Here is a 13,524-nt window from a genome sequence, read left to right on the forward strand (position 1 = left end):
ATTTAAAATCTCTCATATAGAACTATCCATTGACTCACATTGACCGGTAGAAACATATATCACATGTGAACTTTTCCTCCATTACTTCCATTTCTAAAGATACTATAAAAAAGAGAATAAAAGAAATGATCACATCCCCTTCGTGGCATACCTTTCTCCTCCCACTCCTTCACGGCATTCGTGCCATTCTCGCTCTTCACCAGTCATGCCAAAAAAATCAGTAGCGGTACCTTCGCGCAAGGTACCGCTACTGATTTTCAAGAAGGATGTGAGGTTGTCAGTGACTGCTTCTTCTACTATCTATTAAATTATGGTGTGTTTTCTCGTCGCTTGCTCAAAACAATCCGGGTGTATTACGGCTGGCAGACCCATTCAACCCAGCTATTGCCGTCACGCTGGAAGATCTCATGAGCAGCATTGATGTTTGCCCAGGGATCGGTGAGCGAATTACCAGCCTGCGATGTACCAGCCCATGTGGCAGGCATGATCTGGAACAGTCCAGTTGCACCAGAAGGATTGTATGCGTTCGGATTCAGGCTCGACTCACAGGTTGCAACACGGACAGCCTGATCGCCATACGGCCCAAAGACCTGATGAATCATGTCAACGATCGAACCGCCAGCAGCGCTGGTTGTAGGCTGCGAAGGGAGTGCTTTCGACTCGGACGGAACATTCGTCGTCTGGGTAGCGCCACCGGTCGGAATTGTCAATGACTGACCAGCATAGATCACGTTGACGTCAGCGATTCCGTTGGCAGCCGCAATCGAGGAGACGTCAGTACCAAAGCGGGCAGCAATACTGCTAAGAGTATCTCCGCTAACAACCGTGTAGGCCTGCCCACCGGCTGCATGTGCGCCTGTTACGCCAGCCAGTGCCATGACACCGGCTAATGCGGCGACCATAAATCCAGGTGCAAACTTGCGGAAAATGCTGAGCTTCTTGCCATTCTGTCCTTTTGTCCACTTGTCACGTCGTACTTGCAAAGTACCCCTCTTTCTTCTCTGTAAAGACTAACTTTGACAACCTCTAACTCTAGCTTCGGCTTACCTGATCATTTTCTTTAATCTTTTTTTAAGATTCTATTTTTTATCGATCAGGCTAACCACTATACTTTGTGTTCGGCTTCCTGGTTCAGATCTTTAATCTTTTTTTAAGATTCTATTTTTTATCTAACCAGTCAACCACTACACTTTGTCTTCGGCTCTCCGGTTCAGATCTTTAATCTTTTTAAGTTTTGATCTTTCAGCGAGCCGTCGACTGTTCCATTTTGTCTTTGGCTCTCCGGCTCAGATCTTCAACCTTTTTCTCAGATTTGATCTTTTACCGAACCGTCAACCGTTACATTTTGTCTTCGGCCCTCTGGTTCAGATCTTTAATCTTTTTCTTAGATTCAATCTTTCAACGAACCAGCTAACCGACCACCCAAGCCCTGGCAACCCGCTTCTTCATCTTTCAGCTTTTTCTTAATCTGGAACCGGGCAACCTGTTCAACTCAGGATGTCAACATAATACATTGAAACGTTTTGATACGCAAAGACACAGGTCAACCATAGCCCATTGGTCCTAATAGAGACATGCCTGTCCTGCCTGAATGATATATACAGGTATTTCGGGCGCTCTTTTATGTCAATCCTTCCCCTCTCTTCTAGCTTTTTTCTCAGTAGAACTGTATCGCACAGGAAAACAAAGCCCATTTTTTCACAATGAGCGGAATAGCGACGAATAGATACATGCATAAATACAAAACCCTCACCATACACATCATCCCCTCTCTTTTTTTTTGCAAATGACCCCTCTCAAGACAGAGCCATAGGTATTCTGCAAAATCATTCTAGTATTTGGTGGGTATCTGTATAGTGGAAGTGGAAGGTAACACCATTCCAATACGCAAAGTTGATACACCGTTCGTCCTACGTAGAACAACGAAACCATACAAGCGGACTTTACTTGTTGTCCGTAAAGCAGAGCCATCTCGCTCTGCATTCACATGAAAAGGAGTAGCATCCCATGAAACAAAAGCAAGTTGTTGGTAAAGACGAGTTGATTCACCAGATCGCAGCCAGAGCCGGTCTCAACCTGAAAGAGACCAACAAGGCAATCGACGCATTTACCGAGGTCGTACGCGAGAATATCGAGCGCGGCAATGAGGTGCGCCTGATGGGCTTTGGTACCTGGGAATTACGCGATGTAGCTCCCCGTAAGGTGAAGTCGATTCGGGGTGGGCAGCAGATTACCATTCCTGCACGCAAACGCGTTGGCTTCTCAGTGGGAGCCGTGCTTGCACAGGCCGCGCAAGGCTCTGCAAAAAAAGCAACCGCCGAAAGCAAAACAGCCAAAGGTACCAAGAAATAAACAACACAAAACTCATCCCTCCATTGTGCAGCAACGAAGCTTGATTGGCTATTTGCACAATGGAGGGATCTTTTTTGTATGTTCAGATCTGTTCTAGCTCACGCTCATACTTCTGCTGTTCCGAAGGCTGTAGCAGACGGAATCCTCCGTTCTCATTGAGGTATACAAAGCGCGATTCACGAAAGAGGACAATCATATCCGGCTTCCGATCGTGGTTAACATCGACAAAACGCAGCGTCACCGGTATCAGTTCATCGTTCTCTCCATATAATTGTGGGCCCATATAGACCTTCGGTTTTGAGGAATCGCCACCGGGGAATTCAATAATCTGGATACGCCTGTTGTGGTTGATAGCAATAAAATGACTGGGGATACCATTCTGCTCGCTATGCCCGACCAGGGCATCAATCTGAAAGGTGCGCGGCCGCCCGTATTGGATATCATCAAGGGTCACGTTGATCCAGCTCACGATAGGGGCAAGCAACAGCGAGAGCGCCAGCATGACCAACATTCCCAATCCAAGATAGAGTAGCGAATGGCCCGATCCCTTTTCGCTTTTGCGGGCTATAGCACGGCGCCTCAAGTCGAATCGACGGAGAAACCGGCCTGCGATGCCTGGCGCTTCAGTGCTCTGTGCCTGTGTCCACTCTGTAACATCATCTGTAGTATCGACAGCAGGAGGACGAGACGCGCGCTGCACAGAAGGGGTCGTATCAGTCGTTGTCGGTCCACGCTTCCCAAAAATCGGGCGATGACGCACCAGGCTCCTCGGTGCAATCTCTCCGCCATCTTTCGCTAAGATCGGCATAAGCAGGCAACTCCTCTCCTCGCAAACTAAAAGGATGCCAGTCTGAAGAAGAAATAATACTTACGCCCGGAGGCTGGCTGCGTCATTCGCTTGTGTCGCATCGCAAAAGGAGATCTCGGTTGTGCGGTTTTGCATGCCGTTCCTTCAGCGGCAACATACCAACATTGTACTGCAATATGCCAGTATTCCAGACAGAATACCTTTTCTCGTGCATTGTCAGCAGATATTATAGCATAGGAACAGCAGCATTTACCAGTGCCTATAATGCCTTTTCGTTTTCCAGGATGTTCTGTAAATCGGCAGGGAGAGGTGCTTCCAGGAGCAGTTGTTCTCCAGTGCGAGGATGCTCAAATTGAAGCTGAGAGGCATGTAGGAACTGACGCCCAAGTTGTATATGATGCGAGATACGGCGCCCCGAACCATACGTAGGATCGCCCGCAATCGGGTGTCCGATCGCCTTAAAATGGACACGAATCTGATGGGTGCGTCCCGTTTCCAGTTGAGCCAGTACCAGCGTATGGCGGGCAAAGCGTTTTAAGACCCGAAAGTGGGTCACCGCGTCTCGGCTCCCCGTGGCCGTGATTGCCATCAATTGTCGATTGCGAGGGTCGCGTCCGATGGGAGCATCGATACTCCCCTTATCAAGCGCAATATTCCCTTCAACCAGAGCCAGATAGCGCTTGATGATTGCGCGCTGCTTCATCATCTCCACAAGCAATGCTTGCGTCGGTCTATTTTTCGCCACGATCAAGAGGCCAGAAGTGTCTTTATCCAGCCTGTGAACAATTCCCGGGCGCATATCCCCCTCTGCGTCTTGCAGTTGCGGATAGCGCGCAACCAATGCATTGACAAGCGTATCCTCATAATGGCCGGGAGCTGGATGCACCACCATGCCCGCAGGCTTATTAAGCACCAGCAAGTCATCATCCTCATAGAGGATATCGAGTGCCACCGGCAGCGGCAAGACCTCCTGCGGAGGTGTGGGAACTGTCGCTTGCAAGACTTCGACAGTATCATTTGCGCGTAAGGCATAGCCCGGCTTTCTGGCTCGTCCATTGACCAGAATCGCGCCCTCGTCAATCAACTGTTGTACGCCGCTGCGTGAGATCTCCGTTAATCTGGCAACAAGATAGCGATCCAACCGCTGACCGACAGCTTCCGGTTCCACCGCAAAGATCTGCTGCGCATTCGCCTTATTTCCATCCATATTGTGCATAACCTGTCCTATTCCACCTCAATTGCTACTCGTTTGAAGAAGAAGAAGGGGTCGAGCTCTGAAGCTTCTTCTCTGCGCCCTCCTCCTGTTCTGAGTGGTGAAACCCGTTCCAGAGAACCAGAATAAAGAGCAAAACGACCCCCACCGAGATACAGGCATCAGCAATATTAAAAATGGCGAAGGAAAAATTCAGCTCTGGAATACGAAACGAGAGAAAATCAACCACATATCCACCGTAGCGGGCCCTGTCGATCAGGTTCCCGACCGCACCACCGATAATCATCCCGAAGATAATTTTAGAGAAGAGTGAGCCGGTGTTCAGATTCCGAAAATAGAGGTAGCTGATGACGACTATCGCCACCATAATCAATACCGTAAGCAGCAGTGGATTTGAATCCAGCATACTAAAGGCAGCACCATTATTTTGAATATAGTAGATACTCAAATATTTCCCGATAATCGAGATCGGGGGCTTACTCTCCGGGGGACTTAAATGCGTTACGACCAGGAACTTAGTCCACTGGTCAAGCGCCAGAATCAGAAGCACTGTGAACAGCGCAATTGCGTCATAGATACGAGCACGTTTAACCGCCACGCTGGATATTTCTTCCTTTCCTCAAAAATACAGAGGGTACAACAGAGATTATGCCTGTGCTTGAATTATAGACAGGGAACTGAAGAGCGTCAAGGAAGCCCCCCCTTTCAAAAAGCGCCCGTATCTTTCTTGTTGGAAGAGCCAGAGGAGTGCGGCATGCACTCCCCGCACCCATAGCACTAGTAGAAACGCTTTTCCGTATTATCAGGTCTGGCACGACTTAAATTTTGCTGTTCCAGCCGTTCGGCATCCTTGACACAGCGAGATGCCCAGGGCATCGCTTCAAGGCGTTTTTCCGGGATCGGCTGGCCGCAGTCCACACAGCGCCCATATGTTCCCTCATCGATGCGCTTTAACGCATCCTGGACCTCGGCCAGCAAAGCCTGTTGATTGACCAGCGTTGATTGCTCTTGCTGTGTTTCCAGAAAGTCAACGGCTGTCTCTTCAGAATCCTGGGGACCCTCGCTAATCTGGATCGGATCGACCGGCGTTGGATACGCTTCTGTTAAACCGTCGATGCTGCTTTTCAGATTTTTCTCTTTCTCCTGTAAACGTTGCTTCAGCTTTTGTATATCAAGCGTCATGGCGACTGACCTTCCTTTCTCCCAAAGCGTCTCTTATCCAAAACACGTAATAGAAATGAAAGCAGTCTCATAGCCCTGTCTTTCCAGACAGAGATACGCACGCCTTCTATCAAGACCCGCGTCATACTTTCGAGGGAGGACAAAAAGGACCACATATACAGTGTGGGTTATAATCAATGTAGAAGATTGCCTTCAAGCAAGAGCATACCGTGTTTTTGCGTGATAGAAAGCGATATCTTCGGCTGTTGGCGGTTAAGAGCTACTAAGGATGTGAGCAATGACATTATCGCAACCACAATCAGGAAATACTCTCTCTTCTGAAGCAGAGCAGCGAGCAATACCATCTCTTTTCAGCGAGTTTGACTTTTATCTTTTTGGACAGGGAAAACACTATCATATCTATGAAAAAATGGGGGCACATCAGCGCACCGTGAACGGAGTCTCCGGTATCAATTTCGCGGTCTGGGCCCCAAATGCCCGCATGGTTTCCGTCATTGGCGACTTCAATCACTGGGATCGAAGCGCGAATCCTATGATTTTACGTCACGCTGAACTGGGCATCTGGGAATGTTTTGTGCCGAACCTGAAACCCGGCACGCTCTATAAATATGCCATTTACTCACGCTTCAATAACTATCATGCGGACAAAATAGACCCCTATGGCTTCGCCTTTGAACTGCGCCCCAGCACCGCCACGATTGTCGCGGATATCAGTCAGTATCAGTGGCATGACGAGCAGTGGATGCGACAGCGCGGGCTGCAACAGGACTTTCACGCACCAATCTCGATCTATGAAGTCCATCTGGGCTCCTGGCGACACGTACCAGAACGGCATCAGGAAGGTGCCGTTGAAGAGGATCGCTTTATGACTTATCGGGAGCTGGCTCATGCGCTGGCCGCCTACGTCAAGAAAATGGGCTTCACCCATATCGAACTACTTCCGGTCACGGAATATCCCTACGACGGTTCATGGGGCTATCAAACCACCGGCTACTACGCACCAACCAGCCGCTTTGGCTCCCCCGCTGACTTTCAATACTTTGTCGACTATATGCATCAGCAGGGCATCGGCGTGATTCTGGACTGGGTGCCGTCTCACTTCCCCAAAGATGGGCACGCCCTGAGCTACTATGATGGCACGCACCTCTATGAATATGCAGACCCCCGCAAAGGTGAACATAAGGGATGGGGAACCTATGTGTTCGACTACGGACGCAGCGAGGTCTGTAACTTCCTGATTGGTAGCGCCCTCTTCTGGTTGCGGGAATATCATATTGATGGGCTCAGGGTCGACGCAGTGGCTTCCATGCTCTATCTCGACTATATGCGTCCCGCGGGTGAATGGGTCGCGAACCAGTACGGCGGTCGTGAGCACCTTGAAGCAGTGAATTTCTTGCGCCAGTTCAATGAAGCCGTGTATGCAGAAATCCCGGGCGCGATCACAATCGCGGAAGAATCCACAGCGTGGCCGCTGGTCACTCGGCCTACCTACGTCGGCGGTCTGGGCTTTACCTATAAATGGAATATGGGCTGGATGCACGACATGCTTGAGTATATGCACCTTGACCCGATTCATCGCCGTTATCATCACAACAATATCACCTTCTCGCTGATGTATGCCTACTCCGAAAACTTCGTGCTCCCCTTCTCACACGATGAAGTCGTTCATCTGAAGGGCTCGCTGCTGACCAAAATGCCGGGTGATCTCTGGCAGCGATTCGCCAATCTGCGAGCGCTCTATGGGTACATGTGGGGGCATCCCGGGAAAAAGCTGCTGTTTATGGGGGGGGAGTTCGGGCAATGGCATGAGTGGAATTATAAAGAGAGCCTGGATTGGCATTTGCTCGAACCGCCCAGTGATCCTCACCATGCCCAGTTGCAAACCTATGTGCAGGAGCTCAACCGCTTCTATCAGACAGAGCCTGCTTTCAGCGAACTGGACACAAACCCGGAGGGCTTTAGCTGGATTGATTGCTACGACACCGAGAACAGCGTGATCTCCTTTATGCGCAAAGGCAAACACCCTGAAGATACCGTAGTCGTAATCTGTAACTTTACGCCAGTTCCGCGTTCGGGTTATCGAGTCGGGGTGCCGTATGCTGGCGAGTATTATGAGGTATTGAATAGCGATGATACCCGGTTTGGCGGTAGCGGCATACGCAACGAACAACATATGCCAAGCGGGCCGCTCTACTGGCAGTCCTGCCCACATTCTATTCTGCTCACGCTGCCTCCACTCAGCACCATCTTTCTCAAGTGGCACCCCCCTGGCAAGCAGGAAGAAGACAAAGCGGAGGCGTGAACCGGGCCAACAAAAAAGGAGGCGGAGTTCTTTGATAGCTCCTCCTCCTGCTTTTCTTTTCGGCTACCGGATTGACTTCTCACGGTTTCTGTCCTCTTTTTCGAGTTCATGGTTGCGCTGATACGCGTCACACACAAGCTGACAGATCTCCTCGGGATCATCCGATACCTGAATCAAGTCCAGATCCTCAGGTGACACCTTGCCTGAATCCAGCATGGTGGTCCGAATCCAGTTGACCAATCCCCCCCAGTATTTCGAGTCATAGAGGATTACCGGGAAATTGCTGACCTTCTTTGTCTGGATCAGTGTCAAAGCCTCAAACAACTCATCCATCGTGCCGAAACCGCCAGGGAAGATAATAAACGCGTTTGAGTACTTGACAAACATTGTTTTACGCACAAAGAAGTAGCGGAACTCAAGGTCAATATCCAGATATTGATTCGAGGACTGTTCAAACGGCAGCTCAATATTGCAACCAATCGAGAGATTCTCGCCTTCCTGCGCCCCTCGGTTGGCCGCCTCCATAATCCCCGGCCCTCCACCGGTAATCACGCCGAACCCGGCCTTTGCAAGCAGCCGTGCAGTCTCTATAGCGGCCTTGTAGGCTGGATCACTCGGTTTTGTTCGCGCCGAACCAAAGATCGCCACCGACGGGGGAATATGAGCCAGTTCATCAAACCCATTGATAAACTCGCTCATAATACGGAAGACTCGCCAGGGGTCCGTAATAGTAAAATCGAAGTTCAGCGCACGCTCAAAGGCATGCTCATCAGCATGTATTTTCTCCAGCGGTGTAGGTTCACTGGGGCTGACCAGAGGCTGAGTCGGGCGACGAAGCAATCTCTCGTCCTCAGTAACCGCTCGTCCTTCCCCTCGCCAATTGCGTATGTTCTCCCCACGCCGACGGCGCTTATACGGCTTATAGTGACCATGTGCGTTCGCATCTTCATTCACATGTGAATGGCCGTTCTGTGTACTGCGATGAGAATCGTCATTTTTCATAGCTTTTCGCCCCACAACACACTTTCTTTTGTGATATTCTATTTCTCTCCTGCATGGTAGAAATAGCCTGTGCGACCCAATTGAAGAGTCAATGACACCCCGCGCTCTCTCTTTCTGAATACTGGGGAGTTCCCGCAGAGCCGCGAATAGAGGAGGTTTCAGCCTTCTCACATAGAGACGAGGTATCCATTAGACATTACGTATAAAGCCGTTCTCCAGTTGCAAGTTGTACAGCTTTTCTGCTGCGATAGAGTTTCCCGTCCTCATCGGGTGAGCCCTTCCAGGGGGCTTTCTCGCTCATACTGTAAAATGATTAAACCGGCCAGCACAAGCACACAACCCACGCTCTGCCAGAGATCCAGCGTCTCTCCCAACCAGAGAAACGCGATCAGACCGCCCGCCACCATTTCCAGATTCGCCACAATACCAACGCGTGTCGGATTGACCCGTTGCAAGGCTCCGAGATGCAGAGCGAACGGAAGCGCCATCCCGAGAATGCCAACAGCCAGAATCAACAGCCCATTCATCCCGCTCCAGGTTGTCGCGGGAATTGTCCAGGGCGGCTGTACGCAGAACCAGATCAGCGCGGCAATCAACGAACCATAGGCTGTAGCCGCCAACGGAGACATATCGCGACTCACGCGCTCGCCAAGCAACAGATACGCGATAAAAAAGAGCAGCGATAGCAACGCAAAAAACAGGCCCCAGGGATCTAACGAGCGAAAATCGGCGCGCCAGATGCCCGTGAGAAGCAGCAACCCCCCAAAGGCACAGACCAGCGCCAGCAAAACATGAACGGTGGGGAGCTTGCGTCGCCAGATCGCTTCACCAACCGTCATCCAGGCGGCAGCACTGAACTGAATGGTCAGGGCAATCGCGATCGGCAAGCGACTGATCGCCATAAAATAGGTAAATGTGACCAGCGCCAGCGTCACACCAAAGGCAAGGAGCCATCCCAGGGATCGAACAGGCACCCGCAAGGAGCTCCGAAGCCCGGGAAGCAGAACGATCAGCAGGCACAGGCCCCCGATCAGCGTCCGAAACGCTGTCAGCGTAATCGCCGAGACGCCTCCCGCGAAAAGAGGCTTTGAAATATTGCCATTCAAGCCAAAAAGAAGAGAGGCGGTCACCACCATCAGGTAACCAACCAGACGGGCAGACGGTTTCCGTCTCTCTCTTCCTCTGCGCAGCATCATGAGATCTGCCCACCACACAGACTACAGTAGCGTCTATTCGTTTGCTCCCGGCCACAATGCGGGCAGCGCACCAATTCAGTTTCTTCACCAAGCGGGGAGGTTGTGCGTCGGCTCCCGCTGGTATCAGGGGGAGGCGTGACAGGACCGGTTGTATAGCCAGGGCGCCACATGCGTGGATAGCGTCCTTCAAGGATATCCCCGTATTCACGGCTGCCTGCCCAGTCAACAATCTCACGCGCCCGCACAATAATCAGCGGATGGCTCACCGGTGCGATCAGTAACAGCTTGTAGAAGCGGTCCAGCATATTTGCATCGACATCGTTATAGAGGTCGGCCTGTTTCAAGAACTCGCGAGCATTCATCTGATCACGCTGGAATAATGTGCCTCCGGCAAGCTTCATCATCAAGGACAGCATTACATCTGGATCCTGCACTACCAGCATGGCCGCACGATCGGCCGTAAACTCTGATTTGCGGTCCCATTCCAGAAAGGCCCCTTCCAGCGTGCGCCCGATAATGCGTCCGATACCGAGCGTCATATCACCGACAATGGAGAGTATCGCGCCGATGCTCCTCGCCATCGTCTTATACAGAACATGCCCCGACTTGATATGACCCAACTCATGGGCGAGAACTGCCATAATCTCATCATCGTTCATCATATCAAGCAGCCCGGTCGTTACCACGATAAAGGGGTTATCATGGCCGCTGGTATAGGCATTGGGCACCGGGTACTGTGAAACATAGAGCTCAGGTTCCTGAACATCAAGGATCTCACAGGCATCCTGCAACAGACTATGGAGCTGCGGGCACTGTCTGGGCGTTACCTGCACCATCTGGGCAACATGCTGAATATGGGAAATACGTTCCGGAACCAATTCGATAAATTTGCGTACAACAACATCCAGCCCCGGCACTTTTTGTAGAGCATTCAGGGCCGCGCGATCATATGGATGTTGAAGCGCAACCGGGTCAAGATCAGGGAAGCGACGCCGCTCCGCTGGCTGAGCAGTGGTCATAGCATCTCCTTTTCTATTGCACTATCCTGAGAGCGGATCGGGGATCTTTCCGAAGGCCCCGAAAGAGCTTTCAAGCATTTATGCAGGCTGTTTTACATCAAACTCCACCATAACAAAGGGAAGCTTGAAATGTGCAACTGTATGAGCCCACAAACGGATAGCCTGCGCTACTATTTCGTTATCTCTCGGTTGAGATAATCTATCCCGTGGTCCCAGTTGTGGAATAAGCACACGAATACACCACGTGCCATTTTTACGCTTCAGTTCCAGAGGAGTTGCAACCCGCAAGAGCGAGGCTACCCGAGGGGACTGACGGTGGACAAATGGTACTATATCCGCCCAGAATTCCAGCAGTAGCGCAACAAATTGAGAGGAAAACTCATCATAGTGATAACGGGGCTGTTTCTGATGTTCCACTGGTGGGGCCTCCTCATCGAGTATCTTTCTGAACTCCGCTCAAGTATATCACATCATCCCTCCCTTTGCGGCTTTTACCATCTTTCAACGTATTACCTCTACAAGGAGCGAGGAAAAAGCCGTTACAACTTCCACCATTGACTATGCCACTCTCGTGCCCGAGTCAAGGCCTCCTGTGTCTCCTTGAGCAGGATCGTTGCGCTCGTCTCCAGCTCATCAGCCCCATCATAGAGATCAACAATCCCAAGATCCACACCAATGAGCGGCTCGACGGCTGCCGCGGTACAGAATGGAACATAGGGAGCGCTATAGCCACCTGCCTGTAACATTACCAGACGCCCATCACATACCTCTTCCGCCAGTTGCACCATCTGCCGGGATATCTGCCGAAAGCCATTCATCGTCATCATCAACTGAGTGAGGGGGTCCAACCAGCTTGGGTCCTGACCTGCCGTAATCAGAATGAGCTGCGGACGAAACTGTCTCCCGATTGGGACGACAAGCTGTTCAAAGGCCATCTGATAGCCCTTATCTCCGGTTCCGGGAGGTAAGGGAATATTTACGGTCAAGCCCGCGCCCGCGCCCTGCCCAATCTCTTCCAGATTGCCGGAATCCTTCGGGTACCAGTTTTGCTGATGAAGCGAGACGAACAACACATTGGGGTCATCATAGAAAGCATCTTGTGTGCCATTGCCATGATGTGCATCCCAGTCGACAATCATCACACGCTCAAGCCCGTAGCGCCTCCGTGCATAGAGAGCTGCCAGCGCCGTATTGTTAAAGATGCAGTAGCCCAGTCCCTGATTACGTGTCGCATGGTGGCAAGGAGGACGCAACAGTGCGTAGCAGTTGCGAACCGTTCCCGCCATGACTGCATCAACCGCATTCAATGCGCCGCCAACTGCATAAAACGCCGCTTCCAGCGAGGTGGGTTTGATTACCGTATCCTCATCGACATATCCCCATGCGCCCTGAGAAGGGCCACCGGCTGCATATGCCTTGATCCCTTCTATATAGTCGCGTGTATGGAATAAGGCCACCTCGTCTTCGGACGCTGCACGCGCTTGTAGCGGCAGCATCATGGATGCCAGACCGGATTTTACCAGAAACTCATGTGTACGACGGGTAATAGTTACATCCGAGGGGTGAGGCTCAGGCGCAAGCTCAAAGGTGCGGTCACGCAGCCTGACCGTTGTCTCCACCCCACTATCATGAGCAAGAAAGTGCGTGTCAAAAAGAAAACCGGTACGAAACTTTTGCACAGTCAAAGCAATCCTTTCAGCGAGGGTTAGTAAAACACGCACCTAGCATATCATATTTTTTCGATAAACTCCTTCTCGCCGCACCAATCAAAAAAGACCGCTCGTTCTATGAGCTGTCTTGTCAGCGAGCTACTCCTGAACCACATAGCTTGGATCAGGGCGAGCCCCCAACCAGAGATAGGTTTGTCCATCCGACTCTTTGCGCTTCTCATGGATCTCCTGATCCAGCTCCTCGGCTGGAAGCGCCGTCAGAGCATCGCTTAAAGAGCAGCGCACACTGTTCTGAAACCCCTCGACGGTTGCCCGGCTCTCACCTTCGTCAAGGCGAGCATTGAGATAGTCGCGTAACCGCATCTGATAAAACCTCCTTTTTCTTTCTCATTCTGGCAATTCTATTCAGATTCACGCTTTCCCTGTGCCATATGTGTCTTGATTTCGATTACCATTACGAGCCCCTTATGAAAGAATAGGAAAGCGGTGTAGTGTTTGGAGGCAGACTGAGCGAGCAGGTTCTCGTCATGCTGCTGGATAGCAATAACAAAGCAGCTTCTTTTTTCTCCTGCCGCTTCTGTTATAATTGAGAGGCACACAGCTATTACCAAACCTATATGACTGTTCAAGCGTCCCAATCTCTGACGCGGGCAAAAGGCGATTTTTTATTCCAGTCTTTGAAATTCGACCAGAAGGGAGGCTTCAGTGTACTGAAAAGGAGGGGATCAAACGTTTAACTATCAGGATCGTATTTCGTACCTTTTCCCAGTAGGGGATTTC

The 13,524-nt window shown here is 50.9% G+C and carries 13 protein-coding genes; 2 read left to right on the forward strand and 11 right to left on the reverse strand.

The window, feature by feature from the left end; all coding sequences use genetic code 11:
- Window positions 1-353: 353 nt before the first annotated feature.
- Window positions 354-983, reverse strand: a complete 630-nt coding sequence (locus EI42_RS34295) for a LysM peptidoglycan-binding domain-containing protein (RefSeq protein WP_281278983.1) — start codon at window positions 981-983, stop codon at window positions 354-356.
- Between the two features lie 1,024 nt (window positions 984-2,007).
- On the opposite strand from EI42_RS34295, the gene EI42_RS10175 reads away from it, so the two are divergent.
- The gene (locus EI42_RS10175; protein ID WP_111321485.1) at window positions 2,008-2,352 is read left to right on the forward strand and encodes an HU family DNA-binding protein; all 345 of its coding nucleotides are present in this window, start codon (window positions 2,008-2,010) and stop codon (window positions 2,350-2,352) included.
- Between the two features lie 82 nt (window positions 2,353-2,434).
- Here EI42_RS10175 and EI42_RS10180 read toward each other — a convergent pair whose 3' ends face one another.
- The 4 genes from EI42_RS10180 to EI42_RS10195 all read right to left on the reverse strand — a co-directional run bounded on the left by EI42_RS10180 (window position 2,435) and on the right by EI42_RS10195 (window position 5,555).
- Window positions 2,435-3,160: a hypothetical protein gene (locus EI42_RS10180; RefSeq protein WP_111321487.1), complete on the reverse strand. Its 726-nt coding sequence runs from the start codon at window positions 3,158-3,160 to the stop codon at window positions 2,435-2,437.
- Between the two features lie 259 nt (window positions 3,161-3,419).
- A complete protein-coding gene (locus tag EI42_RS10185) occupies window positions 3,420-4,367 on the reverse strand; it encodes an RluA family pseudouridine synthase (protein WP_111321688.1) in 948 nt (315 codons plus the stop codon).
- A gap of 34 nt (window positions 4,368-4,401) precedes the next feature.
- Window positions 4,402-4,971: a signal peptidase II gene (lspA, locus tag EI42_RS10190; RefSeq protein WP_170142520.1), complete on the reverse strand. Its 570-nt coding sequence runs from the start codon at window positions 4,969-4,971 to the stop codon at window positions 4,402-4,404.
- 179 nt (window positions 4,972-5,150) lie between these two features.
- Window positions 5,151-5,555, reverse strand: a complete 405-nt coding sequence (locus EI42_RS10195; protein WP_111321491.1) for a TraR/DksA family transcriptional regulator — start codon at window positions 5,553-5,555, stop codon at window positions 5,151-5,153.
- A gap of 277 nt (window positions 5,556-5,832) precedes the next feature.
- Here EI42_RS10195 and glgB point away from each other — a divergent pair, with 277 nt between their 5' ends.
- Entirely contained in the window at window positions 5,833-7,857 is a 2,025-nt protein-coding gene (gene glgB, locus EI42_RS10200; RefSeq protein WP_111321493.1) for a 1,4-alpha-glucan branching protein GlgB, read from the forward strand.
- A gap of 63 nt (window positions 7,858-7,920) precedes the next feature.
- On the opposite strand, the gene EI42_RS10205 is transcribed toward glgB, so the two are convergent.
- The 6 genes from EI42_RS10205 to EI42_RS10230 all read right to left on the reverse strand — a co-directional run bounded on the left by EI42_RS10205 (window position 7,921) and on the right by EI42_RS10230 (window position 13,107).
- A complete protein-coding gene (locus tag EI42_RS10205) occupies window positions 7,921-8,859 on the reverse strand; it encodes an LOG family protein (protein WP_211326110.1) in 939 nt (312 codons plus the stop codon).
- 263 nt (window positions 8,860-9,122) lie between these two features.
- The gene (locus EI42_RS10210; protein WP_111321495.1) at window positions 9,123-10,055 is read right to left on the reverse strand and encodes an EamA family transporter; all 933 of its coding nucleotides are present in this window, start codon (window positions 10,053-10,055) and stop codon (window positions 9,123-9,125) included.
- Complete coding sequence (locus EI42_RS10215) at window positions 10,052-11,074, reverse strand: M48 family metallopeptidase (RefSeq protein ID WP_111321497.1); 1,023 nt, start codon at window positions 11,072-11,074, stop codon at window positions 10,052-10,054. The genes EI42_RS10210 and EI42_RS10215 overlap by 4 nt, the downstream gene beginning before the upstream one ends.
- A gap of 78 nt (window positions 11,075-11,152) precedes the next feature.
- Window positions 11,153-11,491 carry a hypothetical protein gene (locus EI42_RS10220; protein WP_111321499.1) on the reverse strand — a complete coding sequence of 113 codons (339 nt, stop codon included), beginning with the start codon at window positions 11,489-11,491 and terminating at the stop codon, window positions 11,153-11,155.
- Window positions 11,492-11,613: 122 nt separating this feature from the next.
- Entirely contained in the window at window positions 11,614-12,753 is a 1,140-nt protein-coding gene (locus tag EI42_RS10225; RefSeq protein ID WP_111321501.1) for a class II histone deacetylase, read from the reverse strand.
- 129 nt (window positions 12,754-12,882) lie between these two features.
- On the reverse strand, window positions 12,883-13,107 hold the full coding sequence (locus EI42_RS10230) for a hypothetical protein (protein WP_111321503.1): 225 nt from the start codon (window positions 13,105-13,107) through the stop codon (window positions 12,883-12,885).
- Window positions 13,108-13,524 lie beyond the last annotated feature (417 nt).

The sequence above is a fragment of the Thermosporothrix hazakensis genome (assembly GCF_003253565.1).
Classification (GTDB): domain Bacteria; phylum Chloroflexota; class Ktedonobacteria; order Ktedonobacterales; family Ktedonobacteraceae; genus Thermosporothrix; species Thermosporothrix hazakensis.